This window comes from Govania unica, assembly GCF_027920805.1.
GTDB classification, from domain to species: Bacteria; Pseudomonadota; Alphaproteobacteria; order Sphingomonadales; family Govanellaceae; genus Govanella; species Govanella unica.
This window is the reverse complement of sequence record NZ_JANWOI010000001.1, coordinates 883,876-899,024: the sequence shown is the minus strand read 5'-3', so window position 1 is coordinate 899,024 and position 15,149 is coordinate 883,876. Positions and strand designations below refer to the sequence as shown.

Below are 15,149 nucleotides of genomic sequence, written 5' to 3'. Positions count from 1 at the left end.
TTACTCTCCACGTAACGTTTCGTAAAAATTCCGCAGCATCCCGGCCGTGGCCCCCCAGATGTAATGCCCATTATAAGGCATGGCGTAATATTCCCGCATGGCGCCCCGCCAATGAACACGTTCAAGACTGTGGTTGCGCGGATCCATGAGAAACGCGAACGGCACTTCGAAAATCTCAGCCACTTCAAACGGATCGGGGCGCAGCACGAAGCCCGGCGTCACAAACCCAACAACCGGCGTGATGCGATAGCCCGTGCCGGTCAGATAGTCACGCAGCCGGCCCGCCACATCAATATAGCGCGAAGTGATGCCGACTTCTTCCTCCGTCTCCCGAAGCGCCGTGGCGATGGCGTCGGCGTCCGTATCCTCACGCCTGCCGCCGGGGAAGCTCACCTGTCCAGCATGGGACTGAAGCTGATCGCTGCGCCGGGTCAACAGCACCGAAAGCCCCTCGGGACGTTCCACCAGCGGCACCAGCACCGAAGCCTCGCGCACCACCCGTTCCGCGATATCCGGAGCAAAATCGGGATTGAGCTCATGTTCGCCGCGATAATCCTCCGGCGTCAGACGCAAGGCAGCAAGACGGGCCTGAATGAGATCGCGACCAAAGACATCAGACATGGGGCATCTCACCAATGACAAAAAACACCCCGTCGCTCCATATGCCAAGCTTGCCGTCGCGTTCTTCGGCCAGCTCCACCAGATCGTAGAACAGCGCGCGATTGATCCGCGCCTCAAGATTGGCACGGACATGAACATAAGGCGACGGCTCCTGGGTGTCGGGATCGATCACCACCCGGATTGGATGCTCGGGCCCCGCCGTCACCTCGTCCTCGACAGTCGTGCGGAAGGTCAGGCGTTGCCCCTCCCCCCGGCCCTCGACCGTCATTTCAACCGCCAGAAAAGGCGCATCATCAACGGTGATGCCGACCTTTTCCACCGGCGTCACCAGATAATATTTATCGTCGTCATCATGGCGCAGGATGGTTGAGAACAGCCGCACCATGGGTTTGCGGCCGATGGGGGTGCCCATGTAATACCAGCTGCCGTCGCGGGCGATGCGCATGTCGATATCGCCGCAGAACTCCGGATTCCAGAGATGCACCGGCGGCAACCCACGCCCGCCCCCGGCCTTGATGGCGGCAGCGGCCAGATGATCGGCATGGGGTTTGGGCGGCTGGTCCGAGGTCATGGTCTCTCCTATAGCGTCAAATATAGGGAGAGACGCGGTTTTTTTGAAGGCACCAGTTCACATGGGGCGGGAAATCATACCCGTTACCCCAGCAAAAGCGCCCGGAACAAGCTCAAGCTTCAGCAGCCGGTCATAATCCACCGGCCCCGGCATCATCAGGCACCCTTGCGGCACCCGGTCGAAACCGACACGGGCGTAATAGTCATAATCCCCTACCAGCAGGACAAGCCGGTGCCCAAGCTCCCGCGCCCGCGCGATCCCCGCCCGCATGAGCGCGATGCCGATGCCGCGCCCCTTGAGCTCCGGATCAACGGCGATCGGCCCAAGCAACAGGGCTGGCGTCGGCGTGCCCTCACCCGGCACGATCACGATCGGCCAGAACCGGATAGTGCCAAGAATGACGCCGTCCTGACGCGCCACCAGATTGAGATCATCAAGGGACTGCACATCTTCTCGCAGGCGATAGGCGGTCTTCTGATGACGTCCGGGACCAAAGGCCCGGTCATTGATGGACTCGACAGCCGCAAGGTCTTCCGGCCGTTGCAGCTCGATCTGATAATCCAGGGTCATCGAAGTGGTCATCGCGGTCTACTCGGTTCAGTGAGGTCGTCCCTCTTTATGCGGCCAATCCATCGGTGAAGATGTGAATTTCGTTGCGCAGTATCACAAAAAACCCGGCGTCACTAGGATTCTCATACGGTCCGTTGCGGAAACTGTGAGCTGCCACCACCGCGCCGCACATAAGAAAACGGCGGAGGGATCCCTCCGCCGTCCTCTAAACATGAGTGATAGCTATGGCTTACCAGTCAACCTGGGCCCGCAGCATGACTGCATTGACCTTGTTGGCACGGTCCGGCCCGTTGGTGGTCAGGCTGTTCGGGCCATCGGTGATTTTCGCGCGACTGTAGTTGGCCATCAGGCGGCTCCAGTCATTGAGGTACCAGTTGAGGCCGACAATCCAGGTCTTCTGATCGCCGCCGAAGATGTTCTCGTCGGTCAGATTGGTCACGTCATAGCGGGCGGCAACCTGCCAGGCGCCCCAGCCGCCGTTATAGGCCGGGCTTTTCGGCTTCACGCGGCCAAAGGTGCCGCTTTTGCCTTCATAGGGACGTGATTCGCCGGTGATGAACCAGCTCGCATCCACATAATAGCTCTGGAAGCTCGGATCGCCGAAACCGACTGCCGGCGTCAGGCGCTTGGCCTTCAGCGTCATATATTCGCCCTGAACCGAGAACGGCCCATAGACACCAGCGAGTTCCGCGCCAAAGAGATTGTCGGTCTTGGCCAAAGCGCCGGTGTTCACGAATTTGGTGCCGAAGCTCGTGAAGGGAGCGGTACTGTAGCTATAAGCGCCCTGATCGGCACCCTTGTTGCGGTGGCGGTAGCTCACGCCCATATGGACGAGGCCGTCGCCAACCTTCGGACCATAGGTCAGACGCGCGGCAAAGGTCTGGCCAGTGTCATTCGCTGTATCGCTCTGTGCGCCACGGAAAGCGCCCGCCGAAGCCGACCAGGTCTTGTCACCGGCAAGGACGGCGATACCCATCTGGCGGGTCAGGCCGAAGGCGGCATTGCCGGTCGCCCGTTCCATGAAGGTGGTGTAGGTGTCGCTTGTTTGCTCATCGAGCGAATTGAAGGTCTTGAAGTGACCGATCTGAACCGTGGTCAGACCAAGGTCATAGCCAATGGTCGCGTCCTTGATCGAGGTCTTGTCGCCGGCGAAATCAACTTCGAAGTTATATTTCAGATTGTTCCAGGCTTTCCCGGCGACGCCGAGGCGGGCCAGACGGAACTTCGCCGCGCGCACGCTTTCGGTGTTGTCGGCGTCGTCGACCCAGGCGGTATCGAAGAACATGCGACCCTTGATGCCCATTTCAAAGCGGCCATCGGCGCTCGAAATCGTCGGAGCCGGTTTCCATTTGATTTTGAAATCCGGAGCGGATGAGGCCTGCTTCTGCTGAGCGGCCGTCAATTCCATAATCTGGTTTTGCAGCATTTCGAGCTGCTCCTGCAGCGATTCGATGGACTGCTGAGCGGCTGCCGGAAGCGCCGACAAAAGGACTGTCGACAAAGCCGTGCCGATTCCCAAAGCCCGCGTAAAACGTTTCCCGATCATAGAGTTTTTCCTTTGTTGCTGGACAATTCGCTTGAAGGCTGTTCAGCAACCATCCGAGATTGCCCCTGTTCCTTCTGCGCCCTTGTTTACGTCCGCCCCATGACCGTCACGTGACAGAAGTATGACAGTTTCGTGACGGCCCAGACGCGGGCCAGACGCAAAAACGCCGCAGTGAGTTCACTGCGGCGCAAGGAAAATTGACTGTTGGAACCTCAGCGGCGGAAGTTCGGAAGCTCCGTATCGGCCGCGTTCTGGTAGGTTACCGAAAAATCCCCAAAGGCTTTCAAGGCATCCTCGATGCTGCGATCGGGGCGCATTTCAAAGGCATTGAAGCCACAACGCGCCATATAAAACAGCTGATCCCGAAGCACGTCGCCCACGGCGCGAACTTCGCCCGTGAAGCCATAGCGCTCCCGGAGCAGACGCGCATAGGAATAACCACGCCCGTCCCGAAAGCTTGGGAAATTACAGGCCACCACGGAAAACCGATGCAGGTCCTCGGCGATCTGTTCGGGATGGTCGCCCGGCTCAAGCTGCACGCCGATGCCACCGTTGCGCCCGACCAGTTCGGCGCGCCGCGCTTGCCACAACGCCAGCGGCAGAATCACATCGCCATCCGGAATGGTTTCAGCATCCGCCGCCACATGCTGCCAATGATCGTCAACGATCGCCTTATCTTTAATTATTTGCATAAACGCGCTCCTTGAACGGCTTGATGCCGACGCGGCGATAGGTATCGAGGAAGCGTTCATCCTCGTGACGCAGATCAATGTAAACGTTCAAAACCCGTTCGATGGCCGCCACGACGGTGTCTTTTGAAAAGGCCGCGCCGATGATCTGGCCGATGGCCGCGTCATCACTGGCCGATCCGCCAAGCGTGATCTGATAATATTCCTCGCCCTTTTTATCGACGCCGAGAATGCCGATATGGCCCACATGATGGTGACCGCAGGCATTGATGCAGCCGGAGATCTTGATCTTCAGTTCGCCCAAATCATAGAGATAGTCGAGGCGATCGAAATGCTCCGAAATGGCATCTGAAATCGGGATCGACCGCGCGTTCGCGAGCGAGCAGTAATCAAGCCCCGGGCAGCAGATGATATCCTGAAGCGTCGCGATATTCGGCGTCGCCAGACCATGCAGCTCCAACGCCTTCCACAACGCGAAAAGATCGCTCTGACGCACATCGGCGAGCACCAGATTCTGTTCATGAGTCGCCCGGATCTGACCGAAGCTGTAGTGATCGGCAAGATCGGCGATGACCCGCATCTGGCTATCCGTCGCGTCACCCGGCGCAATGCTCGGCTTTTTCAGCGACAGATTGACGATGCGATAACCCGCCACCTTATGCGCAAGGGTGTTGCGCTCCACCCAGTTGGCAAAGGCCTTGTCGCTTGCGCGCTTGTCTTCGAAGGCTGCCACCGGCTCGGTCACTTTATCGTAATCGAGTGGAGAGAAACTGGCGGCGACCCGGGCGATTTCCGCCTCGGTCAGCACCAGGGCGCTTTGCCGCGTATGTTCCCATTCGGCATCCACCAGGCGGGAGAATTCCTCGACCCCGAGTTCATGGACCAGGATCTTGATGCGCGCCTTGTAGATATTATCGCGGCGGCCATATTCGTTATAAACCCGCATCACGGCTTCGGTATAGGTCAGCAGATGCTCCTTGGGCAGGAACTCCCGCGTCACCTTGCCGATCATCGGCGTGCGGCCCATGCCGCCGCCCACATAGGCGCGGAACCCGATCTCGCCCTGATCATTCTTGACGATGCGGAAGCCGAGATCATGGAACGCCACCGCGGCGCGATCCTGGACCGCTCCCGAAAAGGCGATCTTGAACTTGCGCGGCAGATAGGAGAATTCCGGGTGGAAGGACGACCACTGACGCATGATTTCCGCATAAGGGCGCGGATCCTCGATTTCATCAGCGATCGCGCCAGCGAAATGGTCGGCGCTGATATTGCGGATGCAATTGCCGCTGGTCTGGATCGCATGCATATCGACCGAAGCCAGAAGATCGAGAATTTCCGGCACGTCATCCAGCCGGATCCAGTTGTACTGAAGATTTTGACGCGTGGTCCAATGACCATAACCCCGGTCATATTTCTCGGCGATCTCCGCCAGAGCACGCAGCTGCTTTGACGCCAGCAAGCCATAAGGCACCGCAACCCGCAACATATAAGCATGGAGCTGCAAATAAAGACCGTTCATCAGGCGCAGTGGACGGAATTCCTCCTCCGTCAGTTCGCCGATGAGACGGCGGCGCACCTGATCGCGGAACTGAGCCGCCCGCTCCTGCACAATGGTGCGGTCGATATCTGTGTAATGGTACATGGCTTTTCGTCCTTAGGCTCGGGGAGCCCGCTTGCAGTGCGCCAGAAACATCGGGCGTCAAAATCAACGAGGTTTATGTGTAATTTACGACATTATACATAAATAGACAAAAAAATCGTCCGGTTCAACCTTTGTGACCAGTTTCAGCCCGAAGGAGTCTACACCCAATTCAGAACTGGGTTCTAAATCACGCCGCCCGCACAATCAAACAAAGGATTTGCCCAGCTGGAAAGCCCCGGCCCGGCTCGTAAAACATCATCAATTCCCTTATACTTGATCGGCAACACTGGAGTTACTATGCCATGCCTGATCACATCCTCAGTTACGCCGCCGATCTGACCAGCTGGCGACGCCATTTGCATCAGCACCCGGAACTGGCTTTCGAGGAACATGCCACGGCGGACTTCATTGCGTCGCTGTTGACGGATTTCGGCATCAAGGTGCATCGCGGCCTTGCCGGGACCGGTGTTGTCGGCAGCCTGACGGCGGGCACAAGCAAACGCGCGATCGGGCTGCGTGCCGATATGGATGCCCTGCCGCTGCAGGAAGAAAACCATTTCCCCTACGCCTCGGTCCATAACCATGTCATGCATGCCTGCGGCCATGACGGCCACAGCGCCATGTTGCTTGGCGCCGCGCGCTATCTGGCCGAAACGCGAAACTTCGACGGCACCGTTTACTTCATCTTCCAGCCCGCCGAAGAAGCCGCCGGTGGCGCCCGCGTCATGATTGAGGACGGCCTGTTTGAAATCTTCCCCATGGATGCCGTCCATGGCATGCACAACATGCCGAACCTTTCGGCCGGCCATTTCGCCATGCGGGTCGGTGCTCAGATGGCCGCCTTTGATTCGTTCGATATCGTCATCCGCGCCACCGGCACCCATGCCGCCCTGCCCCATCTCGGGTCGGACGCCATCGTCGCCGCCAGCGCCATCATCACCGCCGCCCAGACCATCGTCTCGCGCGAGATCGACCCGACGCGGCAGGCCCTCTTGTCTTTCACCCGCATCAAGGGCGGCGACAATTACAACATCCTTCCAGGCGAAGTTCTGATCTCCGGCTGCTGCCGGTCATTCGATCTTGATATCCAGAAACAGCTGCGCGACGGCCTCGTGCGCGTCAGCCGCGACATCTCCGTCGCCCATCGCACCACGGCCGAGGTCCGGTTTCTTGAACATTACCCAGCCACCATCTCGACCGCCGACGGCATTCGCGCCGCCGCCAATGCCGCACTCGACGTCGTCGGCACGGATCGGGTCACCACCGACACCCCGGCGCTCATGGCATCCGAGGATTTCGGTTACATGCTGCAGGTCAAACCGGGCAGTTACATTCTCATCGGCAACGGTCCCGGCGACGGCGGCTGCATGCTGCATAACGCCCATTACGACTTCAATGACGAGATTCTCGTCACCGGAGCTCGCTATTGGGCACGCCTTGCAGAACGTGAGCTTGCGGCCGGTCGCCCCGGTCAGGCAACCGCGCGCATCGCCCCGCTGTCCTGACGCCCCTGTCCGGCGCTGATCCATTCGACCGTCACCCCAAACACCAGAACCGACGACCGGAGCTTGTTGGCGATCACCGACACGCGCTTCTCATCCAGGTCCTTGACCTTGAGATCGATCACCAGATTGCCATCGACAAACCGGCGACTGCGCACGGTTTCAGGCAGGATGTTGTTGAGGGCGAAATATTCCAGCACCCGCGACAGCGTGGCGGAATCCGCCGCTGCCTGAACGCAGAAATGGACGCAATCGGGTGGGCTGGCCGGCTGGCTGAGCACCACAGGATCGGAAAAAGAGGCTTCTTGAGAATCAAGCTGAATCATGACACGCATTCCATAATGGAAAGCCCGAATTACGGGCCAAGGATGTTCGCAATCGAATAAAAAGCTCAAACCACAGGCTTACCCGACCCTCAACCGAGGACCGGGCCTGTAATTCGAGCGATGCTCATTCGTGCGAAATGCGTGTAAGTCATGGAGCCAGTTTAAATATCGCAACTGCGAATTGTCAAGAAAATGCGCCAAATATGGCAAGCCTTTAAATCACCTGTCACATTTTCTTGTTCAAGCCGTCATGGAAGACGACCTTATAACGCGTTGTGACTCATGGCTGAATCTGTTATTATGAAAACTTGACAGTCGGGGGTAGATTAGATTCTCTTAAGATTGATTCGGTACAATACGGCAGCATGAAGGCCAGCGCATGCAGCCGACGAGGAGATAAGACGTTGATGAACAGTGTGTATTATCGTGGCCTCACATCTAGTGAGCCCTCCCGTCCGGCCCAAATGTTTGCGGGTATACGGAAACCGCTGATTGCCCTGTTCTCGGCCGTTCTTCTGGCCGCCCTCGCCATCAGCCCCAGCGCCGACGCCAAAACCAAGACGAAAAAAGCCAAAGCTGCTCCGGCTGCCGCCGCGCAGGCTTATACGCCGCCCTTTTCCGCTTTGGTCATGGATGCCGCCACCGGCACGATTCTGATGTCGAACAGCGGCAATGATCTGCGTCATCCGGCCTCGCTGACCAAGGTCATGACCCTTTATATCCTGTTCTCGGAACTCGATGCCGGGCGCGTCGACTTTTTTGACAAGATCAAGATTTCCCGCCATGCCGCCAATCAGGCGCCCTCGCGGCTCGGCCTTCAACCCGGCCAATCCATCGAGGTGCATGACGCCATTCAAGCCCTTGCGGTCAAATCGGCCAATGATATCGCGACCGCTGTCGGCGAACATCTGAGCGGTTCGGAACAGGCCTTCGCCCGCCGCATGACTGAAACCGCGCGCCGCCTCGGCATGACCAAAACCACCTTCCTCAATGCCTCGGGTCTGCCGAATAAGGAACAATGGACGACCGCCCATGACATGGCCATGCTCGGCTGGCGCATGCAGCGTGATTTTCCCGAATATTATTCCTATTTCAACGCCGAAAAATTCACCTGGCAGGGCCAGACCTTTTATTCGCACAATCGTTTCATGCGCAATTATGAAGGCGCGGACGGTCTGAAAACCGGCTTCACCAATGCCTCGGGCTTCAATCTCGTGGCCTCGGCTGACCGCTTTGGCAAACGCCTGATCGGCGTGGTCATGGGCGGTACCACGGCCCAGGCCCGCGACAAGAAAATGGCTCAGATCTTCGACGACGTGTTCGCCCAGACCAGCCGCCCGCAAAAGGTGGCAGGCGTCATGATGTCGGGCCATATGACGCCCTGATCCGGCTACCTCGCACATCATATTCCTGATATAAATCTTCTCGGGGGCAATTCTGCCCTCACGGGAGGAATTTCAGCATGATTGCGCTCGACGCCATGGATGTCCGCATCCTGACCGAGATTCAGGCCAATGCCCGCATCTCCAATCACGAGCTTGCGGAGCGCGTCGGCCTCTCCCCCTCGCCCTGCTGGCGGCGCATGCGGCGGCTTGAGGACGAAGGCGTCATCGCAAGCTATGCCGCCCTGCTCAACCCCGAAGCCATCGGCCTCCATATCACCGCCTATGCCCATGTCATGCTGGAAAACCACCACGCTGAGACCGTCGCCCTGTTCGACGGCCTGATCGCCGACCAACCGGCCGTGCTTGAATGCTGCTCCACCAGCGGCGAATATGACTATTTGCTAAAAGTCGTGGCCCCGAGCATGAGCGCCTATGAAGCCTTCCTCTCCGGCAGCCTGATGCAAAACCCGGCCGTGCGCTCGGTGAGCACAAGCTTTGTGCTCAAACAGAAAAAAACCACCACCATGCTGCCGCTGGCTCCGAACAGCTAAGCCTGGATCCCGTCGCTACGCTCGGGATGACGGTTTCCGGACTATTCGTTGTGTCAGTGCCAAGCCCATTACCTGTCATTACCGGGCTTGACCCGGTAATCCATCTTTCCCGCGGCCCCATGGATACGCGGGTCAAGCCCGCGTATGACAGGTTTAGCGTGATCACTGCCGGGTTTGCACCGATGCCATCGCCGAACCGGCCTAACTGACCTTCCCGGGCCTGCATTGCCCCGTTACCGAACCACCACTACCTGTCATTACCGGGCTTGACCCGGTAATCCATCTTTCTCCGGCGTCACCGTAACAGGATTCCCTCCTCAGATCACAGTCAGCATGGCGGCGACCAGTGGATGGCGCACTATGTCTCGCTCCTCCAGACGCACCACGCCCACATCACTCAACAGCTCCAGCTTCGCCGTGATGTCCGCCAGGCCTGAAATGCCCGGCAGCAAGTCCGACTGATCCGGATCGCCGGTGATGACCATGGTCGAATGCCAGCCAAGCCGGGTCAGCAGCATCTTGAGCTGGGCATAGGTGCAGTTCTGCGCCTCGTCCATGACGATGAAGGCATTGTTGAGCGTGCGGCCGCGCATGAAGCCGATGGGGGCGATTTCAATCACCCCGTCCACCAGATATTTCTTGAGACGCTTGGCACCAAGTCGTTCCGACAGACAGTCGTATAATGGGCGCAGATAGGGGGCGAGTTTCTCCTCCATGCCGCCGGGCAGAAAACCGAGTGTCTCCCCCGCCTCCACCGCCGGGCGTGACAAAACAATGCGACCGACCCGACCCGCCTCCATGGCCTCGACCGCCTTGGCGATGGCGAGATAGGTTTTGCCGGTGCCCGCAGGCCCCGCCGCCACCACCACATTATAACTGTCGATGGCCTCCATCAAACGGCGCTGATTGTCGCTTTGCGGCCGCACTTTGCGGACATAGCTCTGCTCCCGCTGCGGTTCATATGGCAGGGGATCCCACCCTGCCTCAGCCTGTGGAAAGGCGCGAAGATTGCTCGGCTCAGTGTGACGGACGCTGCGCTTGCCCATTCTGATCTCCCGATATGCAATGAAGGTTGGCCGGTTGGAGAGAATGGCGCGCCTGTCCCGCAGATTTATGGTGTTCTGGACGCGCCAATAAAAAAACGCCGCGAAACAGCGGCGTTTTAATCACGGATGAAAGGGATGGAACGGACCCCGGACTGTTTGCGGCCACAAAATGCCGAACCTCTTCGAGAGGCAACAGATAAGCACAAAAGGCCGAAAGAAGTAGCAAATTACCATCCCCCAAAAATTGGGCTATGACGCAAAGTCTAGGCTGATCCCTAAGCCCTGTAAAAAGGAATTTAGGGGTGTCACGCAAACTTCACACAAGATGTAGGGGCAACCGACCCGGCCTGCGCATATTGGCGATCAGCTGTTCCTGCGTTAGTCTTACGGGCTATCTGGCAAAACTCCTGAGCGAACTCTAACCCTCGCTTGACCCAATCGTCTTGACGGGAGCAAGCGTTCCCATCATCGTGGCCGCCATGTGGCTTCTTTTTATATAGACAGCAAGACCGCCTCGACCGAGTCATAAACCTATGAGCGTCACCATTCCCTTCAATCGCGATTTCGACCCGAGCTTCGGCACGGTCGAGCAAGTGACTCCGATGATCCGCCGCGTGCTGGCGGAAAATCCGGGGGCGTTCACCTTTACCGGCACCGGCACCTATATTGTCGGGCATGGCAAGGTGGCGGTCATCGATCCCGGCCCCGATCTGGTCTCCCATTTCGAGGCCCTGAAGGCCGCGCTCGAGGGCGAGATCGTGACCCATATCCTTGTAACCCACACCCACCGCGACCATTCGCCGCTCAGCCGGCCGTTGCAGGCCTTTTGCGGGGCGCCCATTTATGCCTTCGGCCCCCATGGCACCGGCCGCGAAGGGCCTGAAGATGTGGTCGAGGAAGGCGCCGACCGTGCCTTCACCCCCGATCACCGGATGCGCGACGGCGATGCAATCCATGGCGACGGCTGGACCTTGACCGCGATCCATACCCCGGGCCACACCTCGAACCATCTCTGTTTTGCTCTGGCCGAGGAAAAAACGCTGTTCAGCGGCGATCATGTCATGGGCTGGTCCACAACCGTGGTCTCTCCGCCCGACGGTGACATGGCCACCTATATGAAATCCCTGCGCAAATTGCTCGACCGCGACGATGTGCTTTACTGGCCGACCCACGGCCCGGCCATCCGCGAGCCGCAGACCTTTGTCCGCAGCCTCATCGCCCACCGCGAAGAGCGCGAGCAGGAGATTATCGCCTGCGTGCAGGACGGCCTGCGAACCATTCCCGAAATGGTCGCCCGCATTTATGCCGAGGTGCCTGCCTACCTTCATCCCGCGGCCGCGCGATCGGTTCTGGCCCATCTCATTCATCTGACGGAAACGGCTCGGCTTTCCACCGACGGCCCGCCGCGCCCCGACAGCCTGTTCCGGCTGCCAGCCTGAAATAGGGAATAATTCAAGGCTTCGCCTTGAAACCCACGGTTAAATAACAGATATATGACGCAACGGTTGGATAACGGGATCAGTAGAGATGGACGGCAAGCCTTTTGAGTTCGCAGGGACTTTCACCTTGGAAGCCCCGATCGGTGTTGACCCCTCGCTTGACCTTGTGGCCGAGATCAATCGCCTGCGCCGTGAGAAAAACGCCATCATTCTGGCCCATTACTACCAGGACTCGGCCATTCAGGACATTGCCGATTTTGTCGGCGACAGTCTGGACCTGTCACGCAAAGCCGCCTCCACCGATGCCGATATGATCGTTTTCTGCGGCGTGCGCTTCATGGCCGAGGTGGCCAAGATCCTGAGCCCGCAGAAAAAGGTCGTGCTGCCCGACATGGCCGCCGGTTGTTCGCTTGAAGACAGCTGCCCGCCGGACGCCTTCGGCAAATTCCGCGCCGAACATCCTGACCATCTGGTGCTGACCTATATCAATTGCTCGGCTGCCGTGAAGGCGCTGTCGGATATCATCGTCACCTCGTCGAATGCCGAACATATCATCAACCAGATCCCGATGGATCAGCCGATCCTGTTCGCGCCTGACCGTCATCTTGGCGCCTATCTGGCCAACAAATCCGGCCGCGACATGTTGTTGTGGCAAGGCAGCTGCATCGTGCATGAGCGGTTTTCGGAACGCGAGCTGATCAAGCTCAAGGCCGAATATCCCGATGCGCCGGTGGCCGCCCATCCCGAATGCCCGGTGCAGATCCTGGACCATGCGGATCACGTGGGCTCGACGTCGAGCATCCTCAATTTCGTGCTGACATCCCCGGCCGAGACCTTCATCATCGCCACCGAGCCCGGCATCATCCATCAGATGCAAAAGGCCGCGCCGCATAAATCCTTCATCGGCGCGCCCGGTGTCGACGGCAACTGCAATTGCAACATGTGCCCCTTCATGGCCCTCAACACCATGGAAAAGCTCTATCTCGCGCTCAAGAACGAGACGCCCGAGATCACGCTTGAGGAGCCGCTCCGCCTGCGCGCCTTGCAGCCGCTTGAACGCATGCTGGAAATGTCGCCGCCTGTGAAAAAATAACCCGGCTTATTTGCGGAATATCAGCACTGCCGTATCCGCAGGCAGTGCTTCAATCACAAAGCTCAACAGCCACAAGGCCACAAACTGTGTCAGACCGGAAAGGCCACGGCTCGTGCTGAAGATCCGCGCCTTCAGGCCATGGCGGCTGAAGCTTGGTAGCGGGAAGCTTTCCACGAAGCGAAGCCCCGTGTGCCGCGTGACCAGCGCCGTCAGATTGCGGCGATTGAAATAGGTCATATGCGGTGACGGCAACCCGCGTTGCCACAGGCGGTCAAGCGGACCATGCAGCCCCACCGCATCAAGCAGGCCGGCAATCCGGTATAAAATCCCGCTGCTCATGGGCAGATTGATCACCACGCGACCTCCGGGCGCAAGCAGGGCCTCCACATCCCGGATCGTCTGCACGGGATCGTCGAAATGCTCATAGACATCATTAAAAACCACAATGTCATAAGGCCCCGGATCGGAAAGATCTTGGGGGAAAAAACCTTTATCGATCGGTTGAGCCTGCGCCCCGCCCGGTGACGGCTCAATCCCCCGCGCATCGAACCCGGCCTCGGTAGCCGCCTTGAGGAACCAACCCTCGGCTGAACCGATCTCCAGCAAGCGCTGTCCCCCGTCTGGTAAATGCCGCAGCAGAATGGCAAAATTCTCCCGCCGCAGGCTTTTCAGACCACCTACACCCCGCCCCCCACCGGGCTTGAGGCGCGCACGTAAGAAAGAGCATTCAGGACATGACCAAAGCCAGGATTTAGCAGGCCGCATTATACTGGCACAGGCACAACATAAAATCGCTTCTTGCTTCATGGTGCTCTAAGTTCCCCGATTATAGATGTCCACCAGGCAAATGTTCCAGCAAGGGATGTAATGTCCGCTTCGGCACGTTCTGAATATCAAAATTGAGAAATGTCAGCAGAAACTGCAACCCAAGAAACAGCGACAGGCCCGCCAACATGACCGTGCCTGCCGTGGCCGGCATCCCTGACGTGTAACTATGAACCCAGGCACTCCCGCCGAAAATCATCGCAAACAAGACCAGGGGCACCCCGAGCCCCAAGGTCGCCGAGCCCAGCTGAAAATCACGTAGGAAATAATTATATACGATGCGCTTCCAGAAATTGCGCATATTGCCTTTGAAAAACGGCCAGACGACCCGGGTGATGCGCAAATTGCTGATCTCGTCGCCATAGACCGCCTGCATGGGCACATCGGCCACCACGGCCCGCAAGATGCTGAGCCGGAACAGCATGTCGGTTTCAAAGAAATAGCGCGGCGACAGCTTATCGAGCGGCATCACCTTCAGGATCGAGGTATGAACAGCTGTATAGCCGTTGGTCGGGTCAAAACTGCTCCAATATCCGCTCGACAGTTTGGCGAGGAAGGACAGCACGGCATTGCCGAAGAGCCGGATCGTCGGCATGCCTTCAAGATCGTCCGGATTGAAAAAGCGGTTGCCCTTCGCATAATCCGCCTCACCCCACATAATGGGCAGGACGAAGCGCGGCAGCAGGCTCGGGTCCATCTGGCCATCGCCATCGAGCTTGACGGCGATCTTCATGCCGTCCTTGATGGCTTCCTTATACCCGGTGATGACTGCCCCACCGACCCCCCGATTTTCCGGATTATAGAGCACCCGCACGCGCGGATCGCGATTTTCCGCCTCGATAAACTTGCCGGACTGTTCGGGGCAGCCATCATCGACGCAATAAATGACCGCAACCTCCAGCCCGATCTGCGCGATCACCCCCAGAACATGCCGTTTCACCTTATAGCAAGGAATAACGACCGCGATTTTTGCGTTCAGGAACTCTTCCATAGAACAATCCCCAATCCTGAAAGAATAAGCGCCAATCCTAATGCATACCAACCATTCAGGCTTTCCCGGAACAACAGGATACTGAGCGCGGGCGTAAACAGAAAGGACAGCACCACAAACGGATAGGCCCGACTGAGCGGCACCTGCGTGAGCAGCCATACCCAGAACAGAGTGATGAACCCATAAAGAAGTACAGCGAGGATAAAGAACGGATTAACAGCAAGGCTGAAAAGAAAGTCCGATCCCGTCCGTCCCCCCGCGCGCTCGGCAGCGAGTTTGAACATGATCTGCCCGACCGACAGCGAAAAGGCATAAATCACCAGATAAACCACATGGATAGAACGCATGG

General features: G+C 58.3%; 16 protein-coding genes. 5 read left to right on the top strand and 11 right to left on the bottom strand.

Annotation, left to right across the window (positions count from 1 at the left end):
- The 6 genes from NYP16_RS04140 to NYP16_RS04115 all read right to left on the bottom strand — a co-directional run bounded on the left by NYP16_RS04140 (position 1) and on the right by NYP16_RS04115 (position 5,642).
- A complete protein-coding gene (locus NYP16_RS04140) occupies positions 1–621 on the bottom strand; it encodes a CoA pyrophosphatase (protein ID WP_274942843.1) in 621 nt (206 codons plus the stop codon).
- Complete coding sequence (locus NYP16_RS04135; RefSeq protein WP_274942842.1) at positions 614–1,192, bottom strand: DUF1285 domain-containing protein; 579 nt, start codon at positions 1,190–1,192, stop codon at positions 614–616. Before NYP16_RS04135 ends, NYP16_RS04140 begins: the two co-directional genes overlap by 8 nt.
- A 57-nt stretch (positions 1,193–1,249) precedes the next feature.
- Entirely contained in the window at positions 1,250–1,774 is a 525-nt protein-coding gene (locus tag NYP16_RS04130; protein WP_274942841.1) for a GNAT family N-acetyltransferase, read from the bottom strand.
- 217 nt (positions 1,775–1,991) lie between these two features.
- Positions 1,992–3,308, bottom strand: coding sequence for a porin (locus NYP16_RS04125; RefSeq protein WP_274942840.1), 1,317 nt, complete (start codon positions 3,306–3,308; stop codon positions 1,992–1,994).
- A 212-nt stretch (positions 3,309–3,520) separates the two neighbouring features.
- Complete coding sequence (locus NYP16_RS04120) at positions 3,521–4,000, bottom strand: DUF934 domain-containing protein (RefSeq protein WP_274942839.1); 480 nt, start codon at positions 3,998–4,000, stop codon at positions 3,521–3,523.
- Positions 3,987–5,642 carry a nitrite/sulfite reductase gene (locus NYP16_RS04115; protein WP_274942838.1) on the bottom strand — a complete coding sequence of 552 codons (1,656 nt, stop codon included), beginning with the start codon at positions 5,640–5,642 and terminating at the stop codon, positions 3,987–3,989. Before NYP16_RS04115 ends, NYP16_RS04120 begins: the two co-directional genes overlap by 14 nt.
- Before the next feature lie 302 nt (positions 5,643–5,944).
- Between NYP16_RS04115 and NYP16_RS04110 the strand changes: the two genes are divergently transcribed.
- On the top strand, positions 5,945–7,147 hold the full coding sequence (locus tag NYP16_RS04110; RefSeq protein ID WP_274942837.1) for a M20 aminoacylase family protein: 1,203 nt from the start codon (positions 5,945–5,947) through the stop codon (positions 7,145–7,147).
- On the opposite strand, the gene NYP16_RS04105 is transcribed toward NYP16_RS04110, so the two are convergent.
- Positions 7,114–7,470, bottom strand: a complete 357-nt coding sequence (locus NYP16_RS04105) for a hypothetical protein (protein WP_274942836.1) — start codon at positions 7,468–7,470, stop codon at positions 7,114–7,116. The two genes, NYP16_RS04110 and NYP16_RS04105, sit on opposite strands and share 34 nt — an antisense overlap.
- Before the next feature lie 407 nt (positions 7,471–7,877).
- Here NYP16_RS04105 and NYP16_RS04100 point away from each other — a divergent pair, with 407 nt between their 5' ends.
- Both NYP16_RS04100 and NYP16_RS04095 read left to right on the top strand, forming a co-directional pair.
- On the top strand, positions 7,878–8,855 hold the full coding sequence (locus NYP16_RS04100) for a D-alanyl-D-alanine carboxypeptidase family protein (RefSeq protein WP_274942835.1): 978 nt from the start codon (positions 7,878–7,880) through the stop codon (positions 8,853–8,855).
- Between the two features lie 77 nt (positions 8,856–8,932).
- Complete coding sequence (locus NYP16_RS04095; RefSeq protein WP_274942834.1) at positions 8,933–9,406, top strand: Lrp/AsnC family transcriptional regulator; 474 nt, start codon at positions 8,933–8,935, stop codon at positions 9,404–9,406.
- Between the two features lie 317 nt (positions 9,407–9,723).
- Here NYP16_RS04095 and NYP16_RS04090 read toward each other — a convergent pair whose 3' ends face one another.
- Positions 9,724–10,452: a PhoH family protein gene (locus tag NYP16_RS04090; protein WP_274942833.1), complete on the bottom strand. Its 729-nt coding sequence runs from the start codon at positions 10,450–10,452 to the stop codon at positions 9,724–9,726.
- Positions 10,453–10,985: 533 nt separating this feature from the next.
- Here NYP16_RS04090 and NYP16_RS04085 point away from each other — a divergent pair.
- Positions 10,986–11,891, top strand: a complete 906-nt coding sequence (locus tag NYP16_RS04085; RefSeq protein ID WP_274942832.1) for an MBL fold metallo-hydrolase — start codon at positions 10,986–10,988, stop codon at positions 11,889–11,891.
- Between the two features lie 127 nt (positions 11,892–12,018).
- Positions 12,019–12,984 carry a quinolinate synthase NadA gene (gene nadA, locus NYP16_RS04080; protein ID WP_274942831.1) on the top strand — a complete coding sequence of 322 codons (966 nt, stop codon included), beginning with the start codon at positions 12,019–12,021 and terminating at the stop codon, positions 12,982–12,984.
- Between the two features lie 6 nt (positions 12,985–12,990).
- Here nadA and NYP16_RS04075 read toward each other — a convergent pair whose 3' ends face one another.
- The 3 genes from NYP16_RS04075 to NYP16_RS04065 all read right to left on the bottom strand — a co-directional run bounded on the left by NYP16_RS04075 (position 12,991) and on the right by NYP16_RS04065 (position 15,147).
- A complete protein-coding gene (locus NYP16_RS04075) occupies positions 12,991–13,749 on the bottom strand; it encodes a class I SAM-dependent methyltransferase (protein WP_274942830.1) in 759 nt (252 codons plus the stop codon).
- Between the two features lie 61 nt (positions 13,750–13,810).
- Positions 13,811–14,800 (bottom strand): glycosyltransferase family 2 protein, encoded by a 990-nt coding sequence (locus tag NYP16_RS04070; protein ID WP_274942829.1) that lies wholly within the window; start codon positions 14,798–14,800, stop codon positions 13,811–13,813.
- Entirely contained in the window at positions 14,785–15,147 is a 363-nt protein-coding gene (locus tag NYP16_RS04065; RefSeq protein ID WP_274942828.1) for a DMT family transporter, read from the bottom strand. The genes NYP16_RS04070 and NYP16_RS04065 overlap by 16 nt, the downstream gene beginning before the upstream one ends.
- Between the last annotated feature and the right edge of the window lie 2 nt (positions 15,148–15,149).

Coding starts and splice junctions, on each gene's coding strand:
- NYP16_RS04140 (WP_274942843.1), bottom strand. CDS start 621: ATGTCTGATGTCTTTGGTCGCGATCTCATTCAGGCCCGTCTTGCTGCC.
- NYP16_RS04135 (WP_274942842.1), bottom strand. CDS start 1,192: ATGACCTCGGACCAGCCGCCCAAACCCCATGCCGATCATCTGGCCGCT.
- NYP16_RS04130 (WP_274942841.1), bottom strand. CDS start 1,774: ATGACCACTTCGATGACCCTGGATTATCAGATCGAGCTGCAACGGCCG.
- NYP16_RS04125 (WP_274942840.1), bottom strand. CDS start 3,308: ATGATCGGGAAACGTTTTACGCGGGCTTTGGGAATCGGCACGGCTTTG.
- NYP16_RS04120 (WP_274942839.1), bottom strand. CDS start 4,000: ATGCAAATAATTAAAGATAAGGCGATCGTTGACGATCATTGGCAGCAT.
- NYP16_RS04115 (WP_274942838.1), bottom strand. CDS start 5,642: ATGTACCATTACACAGATATCGACCGCACCATTGTGCAGGAGCGGGCG.
- NYP16_RS04110 (WP_274942837.1), top strand. CDS start 5,945: ATGCCTGATCACATCCTCAGTTACGCCGCCGATCTGACCAGCTGGCGA.
- NYP16_RS04105 (WP_274942836.1), bottom strand. CDS start 7,470: ATGATTCAGCTTGATTCTCAAGAAGCCTCTTTTTCCGATCCTGTGGTG.
- NYP16_RS04100 (WP_274942835.1), top strand. CDS start 7,878: ATGAACAGTGTGTATTATCGTGGCCTCACATCTAGTGAGCCCTCCCGT.
- NYP16_RS04095 (WP_274942834.1), top strand. CDS start 8,933: ATGATTGCGCTCGACGCCATGGATGTCCGCATCCTGACCGAGATTCAG.
- NYP16_RS04090 (WP_274942833.1), bottom strand. CDS start 10,452: ATGGGCAAGCGCAGCGTCCGTCACACTGAGCCGAGCAATCTTCGCGCC.
- NYP16_RS04085 (WP_274942832.1), top strand. CDS start 10,986: ATGAGCGTCACCATTCCCTTCAATCGCGATTTCGACCCGAGCTTCGGC.
- NYP16_RS04075 (WP_274942830.1), bottom strand. CDS start 13,749: ATGCGGCCTGCTAAATCCTGGCTTTGGTCATGTCCTGAATGCTCTTTC.
- NYP16_RS04070 (WP_274942829.1), bottom strand. CDS start 14,800: ATGGAAGAGTTCCTGAACGCAAAAATCGCGGTCGTTATTCCTTGCTAT.
- NYP16_RS04065 (WP_274942828.1), bottom strand. CDS start 15,147: ATGCGTTCTATCCATGTGGTTTATCTGGTGATTTATGCCTTTTCGCTG.